Genomic DNA, 14,425 nt, shown 5'->3' on the forward strand with positions numbered 1-14,425 from the left:
GGATCTTCATACGTGGACGGCACGTTGACGGCATGTCCTCCTCCCTCCCTTCCCTCCGGCGCGGCGTCACCGCTCCCCTGCTGACCGTCGTCGCCTCGGGCGCGACGCTCGTGCTGCTCGCGGCCTGTGGTGGCGGTGGCGGCACCCATGACGAAGGGGTCGCCTCCCTCGACACCCCCTCCGTGCGTGCCGCGACCACCGCCGACCCCGACGCCGGGCATGTCCGGATCCGGCTCGACGACAGCCAGGAAGACGTCAACAGGCTCTGGGACGCCTGGACACACTGCCTGACCGAACATGGAGTGCCGAAGGGCCGGAAGGCTCGGGTCAACAGCCCCGCGCTCAAGGCCTGCGACGCGAAGTACCCGCTGCAGCCGGTGGAGATGGACCCGGCGAAGAACCCGCGCTACAGCGACGGCGTACGCGCCATGGTGCGGTGCATGAACAGCCACGACATCAAGAGCGTTGTCTCCGACGGGAATTGGGCCATGGTCAGCGGGGACAGCATGAGTCTGCCCAACTACGACAAGTACAAGGTCCAGTGCCAGGTCAAGTCCTTCAAGAACGGCGGCTGACGGGCGAGGGAACAGTGCGGGGACGAGCCCGCGCGGGACGGCGACCGTACGACTTTGGTCGTTCGTGGATGCGACGAACGGATGCTGTGCGCGCGGGCATTGCTGCATACCGTTGGCGCGTGAACGCGAAGACGATGGCCCTCGATGTCCGGAGCCGGCTGGGCGCGGCAGGTATGTGGTCCCGGCGGCAGATCGTCGGCGAGACGGTGCTGGCCGTCGTCCTGGCCCTGGCCATGGCCATGACCCAGGTGAGCGAGGGCGCTCTGCGGATGGTCACCGTCGGGATCGTCGCCGCGGTGCTCACCCTGCTGCGGCGGGCGTTCCCCGCCGGCACCCTGCTCGCCACCGGCGCGATCTCCGGTGTGCTCGGTGGTCTCGGCCTCGTGCTGATCGTGGTGAGCTGGTCGGCGGGCGCGCGGATCGAGGCACCGCGTCGGGCGCTCGCGTTCTTCACGGCCACCTACGTCGTCTACGTCGGGCTGTCCGTCCCGAGTCCGTCGCAGCCGTTGTCCGCCGCACAGACGCTGGTGTTCACCACGCTCGCGTTCCTGGCGACGGGGGTCGTGCCCGGCCTGGCCAGTCGCAACCGTGCCCAACGCCGCACGCTGCTGCGGGCGTTGCACGAGCACAACGCCCAACTCCTGCGTGAGCGCGAGATGATCGCGTCCCACTCACGCCTGCGCGAACGCCAGCGCATAGCGCAGGACATGCACGACAGCCTCGGCCACCAACTGGCGCTGATCGCCGTGCACACGGGCGCGTTGGAGGTCGACCGCGAACTGACGGGCGGGCAACGGGAGGTGGTCGGCGTCCTGCGGGAGGCGTCCGTGTCCGCGATGCACGAACTGCGCGAGGCGGTCGGCATCCTGCGCGACGGCACCCCCGATCAACTGCGCGACACCGAGGGCGAGTTGGAGCCCCAGGCCCGGGGTGTGGCGGGGATCGACGGCCTGGTGGAGGCATCCCGGGGCGCGGGGACTGTCGTAGCGCTGCGGCGTACGGGCCGGCCACGTCCGCTGGCTCCCGCGGCCGATCACGCGGCGTTCCGGATCGTGCAGGAGGCGCTGACCAACGCCCTGAAGCACGCGCAGGGTGCGGCGATCGCCGTCGAACTCCGTTACGAGCCGGACTCCTTGGTCGTCGAGATCGCCAACGGGCCGATACCCGCGCTGACTTCGGCCGTACGACGGACCGTGGTGAGCGGCGGGCAGGGGCTGACGGGGTTGCAGGAACGGGCCCGGCTGGTCGGCGGCATGGTGCACGCGGGGCCCGGGGCGGACGGCGGGTTCCGTGTCGCGGGCGTGCTGCCCTACGGCCCCGGGTCGCCGCGCGCCTCGGAGAGCGGCCGGCGGCCGGTGGACCCGGGGTCCGACGGAGCGACCTTCGTCGCTGCGGCGAACGACTTCCGGGGGCAGAGCGAGGGGGCGGGTCCCGGCGACGGTGGTGCGGACATCGACTGGTCCGGTGCGCCGGACAGGCAGAAGGAGTTCGACATCGCCATGGGACGCAAGAAGAAGGGCTTCATGATCGGATGCGGCAGCGCGGTGCTGGCCTTCCTGGTGCTCGGGGTGCTCGCCGTCGTGCTGATCGTCAACCTGGTGGGGAAGGAGGGCGACAAGATCATGCTCGATCCGAAGGTCTACGAGTCGGTGAAGGTCGGGGATTCCGAGAAGGCCGTACGGGACAAATTGCCGCACGGAAAGGCGTACCTGGGCCCGGCCCTGAACGACCAGGCGCCCGCGAAGCCGCGGGGGGCGAACTGCTCGTCGTATCTCTCCAAGAAGGACTGGCCGGCCGACGGCGGGCACATGCCCGCCTTCCGCTTCTGCTTCAAGGACGGCAAACTGATCGAGAAGCGGACCTTCGTGACCAAGTCGTAGTCTTGGGCCGCACGTTGTCCCCGTCGCACGTCCCGCAGGAGAGTCGTGATCAGAGTCCTCGTCGCGGATGACGAACCCCTCATCCGGGCGGGCATCAGGATGATTCTCACCTCCGCCGACGACATCGATGTCGCGGCGGAGGCGGCCAACGGCCGTGAGGCGGTCGATCTGGTCCGCGCCCATGCCGTCGACGTGGCCCTGCTCGACATCCAGATGCCCGTGCTGGACGGCCTGTCCGCACTGGCGGAGCTGCGGCGGGTGGCACCGGCCGTGCGTCCGCTGATCCTGACGACGTTCGGCGAGCGGGAGAACGTCCTGCGGGCGCTGAGCCAGGGAGGCGCCGGGTTCCTGCTGAAGGACTCGGCGCCGGCCGAACTGATCCAGGCGGTACGGGCGGCCGCGGCCGGGGACGCGTATCTGTCACCGGCCGCCACGCGTCACGTGGTCGACCAACTCGCCTCGGGCCGGGCGGCGGCTCGGGGCGAAGAGGCGCGCCGGCGCCTGGAGTCACTCAGCACGCGGGAACTCGAAGTGCTCGCGCTGCTCGGCGAGGGCCTGTCGAACGCCGACGCGGGCGAGCGGATCCATGTGAGCGAGGCGACGGTGAAGACGTACGTCAGCCGGATCCTGACAAAGCTGCGGTGCGAGAACCGGGTGCAGGCGGCGCTGTTGGCACGGGACGCGGGGTTGGGTCCGAGCTGATCCGCGGGCGCGTCAGCCGCCGGGCCCGGCTCCCAACTGCTCCATGAGGGAGTAGAGGTTGGCGACGCCCCAGTGTTCGGTGATCCTCCCGCCGACCACGCGCATCGCGTCGACGGTCTCGAACTCGATCGCCCTGCCGGTGGGGGCGATTCCGAAGAACTCGCCCTCGTGCGTGCCGTGGTAGGTCTTGTACGTGGTCACGAGGTTGTCCTCGGCCGCCTGCCAGTGGATCACCGCGTGGAAGTCGGGGAACGCGGCCTGCAGCACCTTGTACAGCTCCAGGGCACCCGCTTTGTCGGGGGTACGGCCCGGCTGCGGGGGCCGAGGTTATCGGCCGGAGGGCTCGGTGATCGGGATTGGCTGATCCGAAGTAAATGCACACTTGTGCAGTTATTCCCATCTGTATAACGTGGCCGCATGCAGCTCGAACCGATCCAGGAATCCGGCACCCAGGACAGAAGGGTCCGGCGCTCCCGCGCGGCCCTGATGGCGGCGGCGGTGCGCCTCGTGTCCGAGCGCGGTACCACGGACATCCCGGTCACCGATCTCGCCGAGGCGGCGGACGTCAGCCGCCGACTCGTCTATCTGCAGTTCGGCGACCGCGACACCCTGCTGACGGAGGCCGCGATCGATCTGGTGAGACGGGATCTGCTCCCCCGGGTCGGCGACGGTGACGACACCTCCGAGGGGGTGGCGGCGCTGGCCCGGCACTTCGCGGCACACCGCGCCTTCTACCGCCCGATGCTGACCGGCTCCTGCGCCTTCGCCATGACGAGCACGCTGAACAAACTCTTCGGCTCCCTCAACAGGCCCGCCGTCCGGACGCTGTTCGGCGAGCTGGACCGGCCGACGGCGGACGACCTGTCGGAGTTCATCGCGGGCGGCGCGGCCACCCTCGTCAACAACTGGGTGATCGACGGCACGCACCCCCTCGACCCCGAGGAACTCACGAACCGTCTGCTCCGCCTCGCGTCCACCCTCACCGCCGGCCGCCACGGCCCGGCAGACGGAGACCACGCCCGATGAACCTCCGCAGTCATCTCGTCCAGCGCCTGCTGCACCTGCCCCCGCCCGCGACCAGAGACCTCACCGTCGAGCCCGATCTACGGGTGCCGATGCGCGACGGAGCCGTCCTTCTCGCCGACCGCTGGACCCCGAGATCCGGCTCAGCCGACCTGCCGACCGCTCTCATCCGCATCCCGTACGGCAGGACGGGCCTGATCGCCTCGCAACTGGCCAGGCCACTGGCGGAACGCGGATTCCAGGTGCTGATCCAGAGCACCCGCGGCACCTTCGGCTCCGGCGGCACCTTCGACCCGCTGCGCCGCGAACGCGAGGACGGTCTCGACACTCTGGAGTGGCTCGTCGAACAGCCCTGGTGCGGCGAGGCGGTCGTGCTCTACGGCGGCAGCTACCTGGGGTTCGCCCAGTGGGCGATGGCCGGTCAACTTCCGCCGCAGGTCAAAGCGTTGATCCCCTCGGTCTCCGAATCCGCGTTCACGCTGGAGTTCCTCCGCGAGGAGTCGTTCAACCTGGAGGCGACCCTCGGCTGGGGCCTCCAGGTCGCGGGCCAGGAACGGCGAGGCGCGATGCTCCGCCAGGCGCTGCGGATCCGGAGGGAACGGCGCGCGTGGTACACGCTGCCGCTGAACGAGGCCGACACCGCCGCCATCGGCCGCCGCTCCGACTACTTCCAGAACACCCTCGACCACGACGCCGACTCACCGTTCTGGTCCGTCCTCGACCACAGCTCCCGGGTCGCCGACCTCACCGTGCCGGTCAGCACGGTCGGCGGCTGGTACGACATCTTCCTGCCCGGCCAACTCCGCGACTTCCAGGCGCTGCAGGGGGCGGGACGGGAGGCGCGGCTCACCGTCGGGCCGTGGGCGCACATCTCCATGGGCGTCGGCGTCACGGCGACCGCCGAGGCCCTCGACTTCGGTCTGGCCCACGCCCGCGGCGAGAGGCCGTCCGACCGAGCCCCGGTGCGCCTGTTCGTGACGGGCGCGGAGACCTGGCGCGACGTCCCGTCCTGGCCCCCGCCGGGCTACGCCCCACAGCGCCTCCATCTCCACCCCGCCGGCGCCCTGTCCGCCGACCCGCCGCCCGAGTCCGCCCCGGACACCTACCGCTACGACCCGGCCGACCCCACCCCTGCCGTCGGCGGCGTCCGCATGGCCGTCGGCGTGAAGTCGGGCCGCGTCGACAACACCGCGCTGGAATCCCGCGCGGACGTCCTCACCTACACAACTCCCGTGCTGGACAAGGGCGTCGAGGTCATCGGCGAGGTGAGCGCCGAGATTTGGTTCCGCTCCAGCCTGCCGTACGCCGATGTGTTCGTCCGTCTCTGTGACGTGGACGAGAAGGGGAAGTCGACGAACGTCTGCGACGGTCTGGTCGGCCTCACCGGCGCCGACAACACGACCTGCGCGAGGGTTCAACTCTGGCCGACGGCCCACCACTTCGAGCGCGGTCACCGCATCCGGGTCCAGATCTCCAGCGGCGCCTTCCCCCGCTACAACCGCAACCTCGGCACCGGCGAACCCCGGGCAACGGCCACCACGCTCCGCGCCGCCGACCAACAGGTGCTCCACACCCCGGCTCACCCGTCCGCGGTGATCCTGCCGATCGGGCGACCGAACTGACCGAGCCTGGTGGGCTGTTGGCATACTCAGGACCTCGCCGACATGGGCGTGCCCGAGACCTGGGACCCGGACGGCACCTGGTTCCTCGTCGGAAGGTCATCAACTCCCCGAACAGGTAAGGAACATGCCCGAACTGCAGCCACTCCGCGCCGACCACGCCCCGGCGGTCCTGGCCTTCGAGATGGCGAACCGCGCCTACTTCACCGCCACGATCTCCGACCGCGGTGACGCCTACTTCGAGGAGTTCACCGCGCGGCACGACGCCCTGCTGGCCGAGCAGAAGGGGGGCGTCTGCGCCTTCTACGTGCTCGTCGACGAGGACGGCTCGGTCCTGGGCAGGTTCAACCTGATCGACATAACCGAGGAGCACAGCGCCACACTCGGCTATCGGGTCGCGCAACACGCAACGGGTCGCGGTGTGGCCACCGCGGCCGTCCAGGAACTCTGCCGACTCGCGGCCTCACGACACGGCCTGCACACGATCAGAGCGGCCACCTCCCACGAGAACATCGCCTCCCAAAAGGTGCTGACCAAGGCCGGTTTCACCCCGGTCGGCCCCGCCGACCCGTCCGACATCGGCGGCAAGCAAGGCACTTGGTACCAGCGCGACGTCTGAGCGGAGAGCGATCACCCCACCAGGGCAAGAAGCGGCACCGCAGACCTCTCCCCGCCGAGCCCAAGGTGACGGGCTCGGCGGGGAACGATGCCCACGGCTCGCCCGGTCAGCCCGCGGCGAGGAGTTCGAGCGTGTCGATCACCCGGTTCGAGAAACCCCACTCGTTGTCGTACCAGGCGACGACCTTCACATGGCGGCCGTCGACGCGGGTGAGGGCGGAGTCGAAGATCGACGACGCCGGGTTGCCGACGATGTCGGCGGAGACGAGCGCGTCGTCGGAGTATTCGAGGACGCCGGCAAGGGGGCCCTCGGCCGCGGTGCGGTAGGCGGCGAGCACGTCCTCGCGGGTCACGTCGCGGGAGACGGTGGTGTTGAGTTCGACGATCGAGCCCACCGGTACGGGCACGCGGATCGAGTCGCCCGACAACTTGCCGTCCAGGTTGGGCAGTACGTGACCGATCGCCTTGGCGGCGCCCGTCGTGGTCGGCACGATGTTGACCGCGGCGGCCCGGGCGCGCCGGGGGTCGCGGTGCGGCCCGTCCTGGAGGTTCTGCTCCTGCGTGTAGGCGTGCACTGTCGTCATGAACCCGTGCTCGATACCGGCGAGTTCGTCGAGCACCGCGGCGAGGGGTGCCAGCGCGTTGGTCGTGCAGGAGGCGTTGGAGACGATCGTGTGCGTGGCCGGGTCGTAGGCGTCGGTGTTCACCCCGTACGCGAGGGTGACGTCGGCGCCGTCGGAGGGCGCGCTGACGAGGACCTTCCGCGCGCCCGCGTCGAGGTGGGCGCGGGCGGCCTTGGCGGAGGTGAAACGGCCCGTGGCCTCCAGCACGAGGTCCACACCGAGCTCGGCCCACGGCAGGTCCGCCGGTTCGCGCTCGGCGAGGACCTTGATGCGCCGGCTGTCGACGACGAGGGTGTCCCCGTCGACGGTCACCGGGCGGCCGAGCCGGCCGGACGTCGTGTCGAAGGCGAGCAGCCGCGCGAGCGTCGCGGGCTCCGTCAGGTCGTTGACGGCGACGACCTCCAAGGTGCTGTCGCGTTCGAGCAGGGCGCGCAGCACATTGCGTCCGATGCGGCCGAATCCGTTGATGGCAATGCGAGTCATGAGTGATGTCCCTTCGGTATGCCACCAGGCTCGCTCGTGGCATACGGCGCGGACAGTGGCGCGATCGCCATGGTTCAAAAGGATCCCGCCACAGCGGGCGGACCGGCCCCGGGGCTACTCGCCCTGGGCGAAGGTGCGCCGGTATTCGCTCGGCGTCGTACCGAGGAGACGGTGGAAGTGCAGCCGGAGGTTCGCGCCGGTGCCGAGACCGACGTCGGCGGCGATCTGCTCGACGCTGCGCTCGGACCGTTCGAGCAGTTCGCGGGCCATGTCGATGCGGGCGCGCATGACCCACTGCATCGGCGTGTAGCCGGTCTCGTCGACGAAGCGCCGCGAAAAAGTGCGCGGTGAGACGGCTGCCTGCCGGGCGAGCGTCTCCAGGGTGAGGGGCTCGCCGAGCCGGTGCAGCGCCCACTCGCGGGTGGCGGCGAACCGTTCACCGAGCGGCTCGGGCACACTGCGCGGCACGTACTGCGCCTGACCGCCGCTGCGGTAGGGGGCCGCGACCAGGCGCCGGGCCGCGTGGTTGGAGGCGGCCACTCCCAGGTCGCCGCGCAGGATGTGCAGGCACAGGTCGATGCCGGAGGCGGCGCCGGCCGACGTCAGGACACTGCCCTCGTCGACGAACAGGACGTTCTCGTCCACCCGCACGAGTGGGTACTTCGCCGCGAGCGCCCGCGTGTAGTGCCAGTGCGTCGTGGCCCGTTTGCCGTCGAGCAGCCCCGTGGCGGCGAGCGCGAAGGCGCCGGTCGAGATCGCGGCGAGCCGCGCGCCCCGCCCGTGCGCGGCGATCAACGCGTCGCGCACGGCCGCCGGCGGATCCTCCCGGTCCGGAAAGCGGTACCCGGGAAGGAACACGATGTCGGCCCAGGTCAGCGCGTCGAGACCATCGGCAACGTGGTACGAAAGGCCGTCACCGCCGGTCACCAGCCCGGGCGCCGCACCGCACAGCCGCACCTCGTACGGCATGCTCGCCCGCGTCGTGAACACCTGCGCGGGGATGCCGACGTCCAGCGGCTTGGCGCCTTCGAGGACGAGGACGGCGACGCGACGCAGACGGGCGGTGGACACGGGGACAGCCTACGCAGGTGACCGATCGCGGTGACGGCCCGCCGCAGGTCAGACCTTCCAGGAGCGCAACTGGTCGGCGACGGCGAGGACCCCGACCCGCGTGTCACGGATCTTGCGCACGAGGTCGGAGAGGGCGCCGTAGGGCGGATCGATCCCCTCGCCGGACTGCCCCATGTACTGGGCGGCGACGAACGCGGCGTAGAGGCTGTTGCGGTGCGGCAGCGGCTCCAGGCGCACGATGGTGTGCATGAGCGCGGCAGCCCGCCACGCGGCGTCCGGATCTGCCGCGGCGAGGGTCGGCAGCTTGGTCTTGTGCCGCGATACGGCGGCCACGAGCGCGGAGTAGTCGGAGACCGACATGTCCTCGCGGCCGAGGGCAGCCTCCTGGACGTCGAGCAGCCAGGACACGTCGATGTACAGATGCATCAGGCGGCCGCGGCCCCGTCACGCTCGGCGGGCGGCACCTCGTCGGGGAAGGCGTCGTCGAACTCCCCGCGCAGCCGCTCGGCCCACACGGACGCGCCCGCGACGAACTGACCGCGCTGCATCTCGCGGACGCCGAGGTCGTGCAGATACTGCTTGAGGCTCTTCCCCTCGGCCGCGGCGGCCGCGCGTACTCCCTCAAGTTCCTCTTCGGTGAAGGACACATTCAGCGATGGCATGCTGCGATGGTACCTAGTTGGTGCCGCCGGTGCGAGGGGCGTGCCGTCAGTGCCGGTACGGCAGGGCGCGCGGGGTCGGCCGCCCGCGTCCCAGGGGGGTACCGGGGTGTCCGCCCGAGCCCGGCGCCTAGGCTGCGGGAATGATCTCCAGCGACTACCTCTCCGAACTGTTCTCCCTGGACGGCCGGGTCGCCGTCGTGACCGGCGGCAGTTCCGGCATCGGCCGCGCCGCCGCCGGGGCGCTCGCGCGGGCGGGGGCCGAAGTGGTCGTAGTGGCACGCAAGGAGCCGGAACTGACCGCCACGGTCGACGAGTTGGCGGCGGAGGGCTGCCGGGCGGCCTGGGTGCGCGCCGATCTGGGAACCCGGGACGGCGTCCGGGCGGCGGCGGAAGCGGCAGCGGAGGTGTTCGGGGAACCGGACATCCTCGTGAACAGCGCCGGCATCAACCTGCGCCCGCCGATGGGCGAGTTGAGCGAGGAGGTGTGGGACACCACGATGGCCCTGAACCTGGAGGCCCCCTACCTCCTGGGCCAGCGCTTCGGCCCCGGCATGGCCGAACGGGGCTTCGGCCGGATCATCCACATCACCTCCCAGCAGGCCCACCGGGCGTCCCTGCAGAGCGGCGCCTACGGCGTGTCCAAGGGGGCGTTGGAATCCTTGGCCCGCTCGCAGGCCGAGGCGTGGTCGCCGCACGGCGTCACCTGCAACACCCTCGTGCCGGGTTTCGTGATGACACCGCTCAACGAACGACTGTCGTCCGACCCGGAGAAGGTGGCGGCCCTGGCCGCGCGAACTCTGGTCGACCGCAACGGACTTGCCGAGGACTTCGCGGGCGCGACGGTCTTCCTGGCGAGTCGCGCCTCCGCCTATGTCACCGGGCAGTCGGTGTTCGTCGACGGCGGGTTCTCCGCGCACTAGGCCGTTTCTGATGGCTCTTGGTGGGCTGGTGGATCTCGTGGGTTGCCGGGCAGGACGCCCGTATGGTGCGGCGACACGAACTTACTGACGCGCAGTGGAAGAGGATCGAGCCGCTTCGGCCCGGCAACGGCAGGCCAGGAGGGCAGTGGGCGGATCACCGCAGGGTGATCAACGGGGTGCTGTTCCGGGCCCGGACCGGGGTGCCCTGGCCTGATCTTCCGGAACGCTACGGTCCCTGGCAGACCGTCTACGAGCGGCATCGTCGCTGGTCGGCCGACGGCACCTGGAAGGCCGTCCTTCAGGAGCTGCAGATCGAGGCGGAAGCCGGCGATCCGGACGGGGCACTCGCCCGCCAGGCGGACCGGCAGGAGTGGGCCGTGAATATCGACTCGACCTCCTGCCGGGCGCATCAGCACGCGGCCGGGGCGCCTCACAGGCCTCCGGGTGACTACCCGCAAAAGGGGGCGGGGCCCGTGAGGAGGCCGATGGGCGGGAGGCGCTGGGGCGCTCGCGGGGCGGGCTGACCAGCAAGGTCCATCTGCTGTCCGACGACCGTGCCCGCCCGCTGCACTGGCTGACCTCCCCTGGCCAGCGGGGCGACAGCCCGATGTTCGCACCGGTCCTGGACGGCTTGCGCATCCACCGCCGCGGCGCGGGCCGTCCGCGCAGCCGGCCGGACCGGGTGCGCAGCGACAAGGCGTACTCCAGCCGCGACAACCGCGCCTACCTGCGGCGGCGCGGCATCAAGGCGACCATCGCGCAGCCCGACGACCAACGGGCCCACCGCACACGCCGCGGACGCAACGGAGGCAGGCCCCCGGCCTTCGACAAAGGCCAGTACCGCCGCCGCAACGCGGTCGAACGCTGCGTGAACAAGTGGAAGCAGTTCCGCGCCGTGGCCACCCGATACGACAAGCGCGACTACATCTTCAACGGCACCCTCACCGTCACCGCGATCACCATCTGGCTCCGCGACACCGTCCAAGAGCCATCAGAAACGACCTAACCCAACACCGGCTGTCCGTCCGCACGTTGAAGCCCACCCTCACGCCACCCCGCTCCCCCGCCGCAGAAAACGGATCACCGGATGCCCAGGGTCGTGGCCGACCTCGGCGCGGACGCCGTAGACGTCCTTGATGAGGGCCGGGGTGAGGACCTCGGTCGGGGTGCCCTCGGCCACCGTGCGGCCGGTGTCGAGGACGAGGAGGCGGTCGCAGTACATCGCGGCGAGGTTGAGGTCGTGCAGGGCGATCACGGTGGTGACCGGCAGGTCGGCGATCAGGTCGAGGAGGTCCAACTGGTGCTGGATGTCGAGGTGGTTGGTCGGCTCGTCGAGGAGGAGTTCGCGGGGTTCCTGGGCCAACGCGCGGGCGATCTGGGCGCGTTGGCGTTCCCCGCCGGAGAGGGTGTGCCAGGACTGGGCGGCGCGGTCGGTGAGGCCGGCGCGTTCCAGCGCCTCGGTGACCGCGCGGGCGTCGTCGGCCGACGCCGGTGACCAGGCGCGGCGGTGCGGGATGCGGCCGAGGGCGACGACCTCGCGGACGGTCAACTCGGTCTGGGTGTGGGCGTGTTGCTCGACGGTGGCGATACGGCGGGCGGTGGCGCGGCGCCCGACTTCGGGGAGCGGGCGCCCGTCCAGCGTGACGACTCCGGTGGAGGTGGGGAGGACACCGGCCAGTAGGCGCAACAGGGTTGATTTGCCCGACCCGTTGGGGCCGAGGAGGCCGACGGTCTCTCCGGGTCGCAGGACGAGCGTGACGCCGTCGACGATGAGTCGGCCGTCGGTGCGGCGGGCTACCCGGTCCGCGTGCAGGCCGGTGTCCGGCGCGGGGGTGTTCATGTCTTCCTCCGGCCTCGGTGCAGCACAACTACGAACGCCGGTACGCCGATCAGTGACGTCACCACCCCCACCGGTACCTCCTGGGGATCGACGACGGTACGGGCGAGGGTGTCCACCCACACCAGGAAAACGGCCCCGGTCAGCGCGGTGACCGGCAGCAGTCGTACATGCCCGGAACCCGTCAGCGCCCGGGTGACGTGCGGCAGGACCAGCCCCACGAAGCCGATCGCCCCGGCGCAGCTGACCAGCACGGCGGTGAGGAGGGCCGTAGCGCAGAGGAGGATCAGTCGGGCGCGGGCGACGTTCACGCCGAGGCCCGCCGCCGCCTCCTCGCCGAAGGCGAACGCGTCCAACGTGGTGGCGTGGCCGAGGCATACGACGAGGACGGCGGCCAACGCGCCCGCGCACAGCGCCACTTGACCCCAGTCGGCGCCCGACAACGAGCCGAGGAGCCAGAACAGCACGCCCTTGGTCGTCTCGGCGTCGGCCGACGTCAGCACCGTGAACGACGTGAGCGCGGAGAAGAGTTGCATGGCCGCCACGCCGGACAGCACCACCCGGTCCATGCTCGCGCCGAGGCTGTGGCTGAGCAGCATCACCAGCCCGAAGGAGAGCAGGGCACCGACAAACGCGCCCGCCGACAACGACACGGCCCCGCCGCCCACCCCGAGCACCACGACGGCGACCGCCCCCGTGGACGCCCCGGAGGAGACGCCGAGCACGAACGGATCGGCGAGCGGGTTGCGCAGCAGAGACTGCATGACCGCGCCGCACAGCGCGAGCCCGGCGCCGCAGACGGCGGCGAGCAGCGTGCGGGGCATGCGCAGGTCCCAGACGATGCCGTCCCGCAGCGGGGCGAGGGTGCTCTCGTCACCGCCGAGATGGGAGGCGACGGAAGCCCATGCGTCGGCGGTGGAGATATCGGCGGGTCCGATGGTCACGGCGACGGCCACGGAGAGGAACAGCGCCACCAGCCCGCCGCCCGTCAACAGCAGCGTGCGGAGGGTCACTTGGCGAGCCCGAAGTCGCGCAGGCCGGCGGCGACCTGCTCGATCCCTTCGACGGTGCGGATGGAGGGGTTCATCGCCTGGCCGCTGAGCAGGATGTACCGCTTCTTCTTGACGGCGGTGAGGTTGCGGGTGGCGGCGTTGGTCTCCAGGAAGCGGATCTTCGCCTGGGCGGTCTCGGCGGTCTGCGACTTGCGGGTCAGATCACCGAGGACGATGACATCGGGGTCACGGTCGGCGACGGTCTCCCAGTTGATCTGGGGCCACTCGTCGTGGGTGTCGGAGAAGGCGTTCTCGGCGCCGACGGCGCGCGTGATGGCACCGGGGGCGCCGCAGCAGCCGGCCAGGTAGGGCGACTGGGAGTTGGCGAACCAGTACATGAGGGAGGTGCCGGAGGCGTCGAGGCCGGCGGTGGCCGCGCGCACCCGCTGCTTCAGTTGGGCCACGAGTGTGTCGCCGCGCGCCTTCACGCCCATCGCGCGGGACAGGTCGTCTATCTCGCCGTAGACGGTGTCGAGTGTGAGCGGGGTGCTGCGCGAACCGTCGCCGCCGCTGTCGTTGTCCTTGCCCGCGCAGTCGGACGGGGAGACGTACGTCGGCACGCCCAGCTTCTCGAACTGTTCGCGGGTGGCGACCCCGCCCTTGCCGAGCGTCGAGACGAAGGAGGCGGTGACGAAGTCGGGTTCGGCGTCGAGGACCTTCTCGAAGGAGGGCGCGTTGTCAGCGAGGCGCGGCACGCCCGCGTTGGCCTTCTCCAGGCCCTTGAGCACCGGGTCGGTCCAGGTGGCGGTGCCGGCGATGCGGTCGGCGAGGCCGAGGGAGAGCAGGATCTCCGTGGTGCCCTGGTTGAGGGAGACGACCCGCTTGGGGGCCGACTTCAACGTGACCTTGCGCCCGCAGTCGGTGAGAGTGACCGGGAAGCCCGCGGCGGACTTCTCCGTCTCGCCGTCGGCACGGTCGCCGTCGGAACCCCCGCACGCGGTGAGCAGCAGGGCGGGCGCGACGAGGAGGGCCGCGGTACGGCGGCGCAGCGGGACGGGGGCAATACGGATCACGGGCATGCCTTGCCTGTCGGGGCTCGAACGCGGAGCCTTGCCTACGAACTCCCCCTCGCCGAGGGCGAGAAGGCGCCAGCAGGTCTTCGGACTCGGGTTCGTCCGGACGGGGCGCCTTCCCGGCGCGTCGCACACCGGCTCCTTCGGCCGGCCCGCGTCGCCCCAGTGGCGTCGAGTGCCCCGCCCGTCCCCCTCACCGCTGCGCGTCAGTTCCGGATTTCCACCGGATTCCCTGGCCTCGGTTGTGGCACGACTGGCGGGCACAACGTATCAAGATCGGCGGTCCGCTCCCGCCGCGGGGTACGGCACGAAGGTGCTCCTGAGCCACTGCCGCTCTGTACCGGTAC

Annotated in this window: 15 protein-coding genes, 1 pseudogene and 1 riboswitch; of the genes and pseudogenes, 8 read left to right on the top strand and 8 right to left on the bottom strand. The window is 70.9% G+C overall.

The genetic code is table 11. From position 1 onward, the window contains the following. Positions 1-32 precede the first annotated feature (32 nt). The 3 genes from ACIBK4_RS36515 to ACIBK4_RS36525 all read left to right on the top strand — a co-directional run bounded on the left by ACIBK4_RS36515 (position 33) and on the right by ACIBK4_RS36525 (position 3,157). On the top strand, positions 33-575 hold the full coding sequence (locus tag ACIBK4_RS36515) for a hypothetical protein (RefSeq protein WP_399001901.1): 543 nt from the start codon (positions 33-35) through the stop codon (positions 573-575). A 134-nt stretch (positions 576-709) separates the two neighbouring features. Further along, a complete protein-coding gene (locus tag ACIBK4_RS36520; RefSeq protein WP_399002198.1) occupies positions 710-2,455 on the top strand; it encodes a sensor histidine kinase in 1,746 nt (581 codons plus the stop codon). Between the two features lie 45 nt (positions 2,456-2,500). Then, positions 2,501-3,157, top strand: a complete 657-nt coding sequence (locus ACIBK4_RS36525; RefSeq protein WP_399001903.1) for a response regulator — start codon at positions 2,501-2,503, stop codon at positions 3,155-3,157. 12 nt (positions 3,158-3,169) lie between these two features. Here ACIBK4_RS36525 and ACIBK4_RS36530 read toward each other — a convergent pair. After that, positions 3,170-3,463: pseudogene (locus ACIBK4_RS36530) on the bottom strand (ester cyclase); the annotation flags it as partial. 111 nt (positions 3,464-3,574) lie between these two features. On the opposite strand from ACIBK4_RS36530, the gene ACIBK4_RS36535 reads away from it, so the two are divergent. From ACIBK4_RS36535 to ACIBK4_RS36545, 3 genes are all read left to right on the top strand, one after another. Then, entirely contained in the window at positions 3,575-4,183 is a 609-nt protein-coding gene (locus ACIBK4_RS36535; RefSeq protein WP_399001905.1) for a TetR/AcrR family transcriptional regulator, read from the top strand. After that, positions 4,180-5,802 (top strand): CocE/NonD family hydrolase, encoded by a 1,623-nt coding sequence (locus ACIBK4_RS36540; RefSeq protein WP_399001907.1) that lies wholly within the window; start codon positions 4,180-4,182, stop codon positions 5,800-5,802. The genes ACIBK4_RS36535 and ACIBK4_RS36540 overlap by 4 nt, the downstream gene beginning before the upstream one ends. 124 nt (positions 5,803-5,926) lie before the next feature. Then, a complete protein-coding gene (locus ACIBK4_RS36545; RefSeq protein ID WP_399001909.1) occupies positions 5,927-6,418 on the top strand; it encodes a GNAT family N-acetyltransferase in 492 nt (163 codons plus the stop codon). A 106-nt stretch (positions 6,419-6,524) separates the two neighbouring features. Here the strand turns inward: ACIBK4_RS36545 and gap are convergent, their stop codons facing one another. From gap to ACIBK4_RS36565, 4 genes are all read right to left on the bottom strand, one after another. Next, positions 6,525-7,523: a type I glyceraldehyde-3-phosphate dehydrogenase gene (gene gap, locus ACIBK4_RS36550; RefSeq protein WP_399001911.1), complete on the bottom strand. Its 999-nt coding sequence runs from the start codon at positions 7,521-7,523 to the stop codon at positions 6,525-6,527. Positions 7,524-7,637: 114 nt separating this feature from the next. Then, on the bottom strand, positions 7,638-8,594 hold the full coding sequence (locus ACIBK4_RS36555; protein WP_399001913.1) for a GlxA family transcriptional regulator: 957 nt from the start codon (positions 8,592-8,594) through the stop codon (positions 7,638-7,640). 48 nt (positions 8,595-8,642) lie between these two features. Next, positions 8,643-9,020, bottom strand: a complete 378-nt coding sequence (locus ACIBK4_RS36560; RefSeq protein ID WP_033281017.1) for a hypothetical protein — start codon at positions 9,018-9,020, stop codon at positions 8,643-8,645. Next, positions 9,020-9,256: a hypothetical protein gene (locus tag ACIBK4_RS36565; RefSeq protein ID WP_033281016.1), complete on the bottom strand. Its 237-nt coding sequence runs from the start codon at positions 9,254-9,256 to the stop codon at positions 9,020-9,022. Before ACIBK4_RS36565 ends, ACIBK4_RS36560 begins: the two co-directional genes overlap by 1 nt. 140 nt (positions 9,257-9,396) lie before the next feature. Between ACIBK4_RS36565 and ACIBK4_RS36570 the strand changes: the two genes are divergently transcribed. Next, positions 9,397-10,176, top strand: coding sequence for an SDR family NAD(P)-dependent oxidoreductase (locus tag ACIBK4_RS36570; RefSeq protein ID WP_399001916.1), 780 nt, complete (start codon positions 9,397-9,399; stop codon positions 10,174-10,176). A 62-nt stretch (positions 10,177-10,238) separates the two neighbouring features. Then, positions 10,239-11,182 (top strand): IS5 family transposase gene (locus tag ACIBK4_RS36575; protein WP_399001918.1). Its coding sequence is split into 2 segments (ribosomal slippage): positions 10,239-10,667 and positions 10,670-11,182, totalling 942 coding nucleotides; the frame shifts between segments, so codons are not numbered across the junction. Between the two features lie 39 nt (positions 11,183-11,221). Here ACIBK4_RS36575 and ACIBK4_RS36580 read toward each other — a convergent pair. From ACIBK4_RS36580 to ACIBK4_RS36590, 3 genes are read right to left on the bottom strand one after another with little or no spacing between them, the layout of a single operon-like run. Further along, complete coding sequence (locus tag ACIBK4_RS36580) at positions 11,222-12,016, bottom strand: ABC transporter ATP-binding protein (RefSeq protein WP_399001920.1); 795 nt, start codon at positions 12,014-12,016, stop codon at positions 11,222-11,224. Next, complete coding sequence (locus ACIBK4_RS36585; RefSeq protein ID WP_399001922.1) at positions 12,013-13,026, bottom strand: FecCD family ABC transporter permease; 1,014 nt, start codon at positions 13,024-13,026, stop codon at positions 12,013-12,015. The genes ACIBK4_RS36580 and ACIBK4_RS36585 overlap by 4 nt, the downstream gene beginning before the upstream one ends. Next, positions 13,023-14,084 (bottom strand): ABC transporter substrate-binding protein, encoded by a 1,062-nt coding sequence (locus ACIBK4_RS36590; RefSeq protein WP_399001924.1) that lies wholly within the window; start codon positions 14,082-14,084, stop codon positions 13,023-13,025. The genes ACIBK4_RS36585 and ACIBK4_RS36590 overlap by 4 nt, the downstream gene beginning before the upstream one ends. 53 nt (positions 14,085-14,137) lie before the next feature. Further along, positions 14,138-14,351: riboswitch (cobalamin riboswitch) on the bottom strand. Between the last annotated feature and the right edge of the window lie 74 nt (positions 14,352-14,425).

Source organism: Streptomyces sp. NPDC050528 (assembly GCF_044457795.1).
Lineage (GTDB): Bacteria > Actinomycetota > Actinomycetes > Streptomycetales > Streptomycetaceae > Streptomyces.

Coding starts and splice junctions, on each gene's coding strand:
- ACIBK4_RS36515 (WP_399001901.1), top strand. CDS start 33: ATGTCCTCCTCCCTCCCTTCCCTCCGGCGCGGCGTCACCGCTCCCCTG.
- ACIBK4_RS36520 (WP_399002198.1), top strand. CDS start 710: ATGGCCCTCGATGTCCGGAGCCGGCTGGGCGCGGCAGGTATGTGGTCC.
- ACIBK4_RS36535 (WP_399001905.1), top strand. CDS start 3,575: ATGCAGCTCGAACCGATCCAGGAATCCGGCACCCAGGACAGAAGGGTC.
- ACIBK4_RS36540 (WP_399001907.1), top strand. CDS start 4,180: ATGAACCTCCGCAGTCATCTCGTCCAGCGCCTGCTGCACCTGCCCCCG.
- ACIBK4_RS36545 (WP_399001909.1), top strand. CDS start 5,927: ATGCCCGAACTGCAGCCACTCCGCGCCGACCACGCCCCGGCGGTCCTG.
- gap (WP_399001911.1), bottom strand. CDS start 7,523: ATGACTCGCATTGCCATCAACGGATTCGGCCGCATCGGACGCAATGTG.
- ACIBK4_RS36560 (WP_033281017.1), bottom strand. CDS start 9,020: ATGCATCTGTACATCGACGTGTCCTGGCTGCTCGACGTCCAGGAGGCT.
- ACIBK4_RS36565 (WP_033281016.1), bottom strand. CDS start 9,256: ATGCCATCGCTGAATGTGTCCTTCACCGAAGAGGAACTTGAGGGAGTA.
- ACIBK4_RS36570 (WP_399001916.1), top strand. CDS start 9,397: ATGATCTCCAGCGACTACCTCTCCGAACTGTTCTCCCTGGACGGCCGG.
- ACIBK4_RS36580 (WP_399001920.1), bottom strand. CDS start 12,016: ATGAACACCCCCGCGCCGGACACCGGCCTGCACGCGGACCGGGTAGCC.
- ACIBK4_RS36590 (WP_399001924.1), bottom strand. CDS start 14,084: ATGCCCGTGATCCGTATTGCCCCCGTCCCGCTGCGCCGCCGTACCGCG.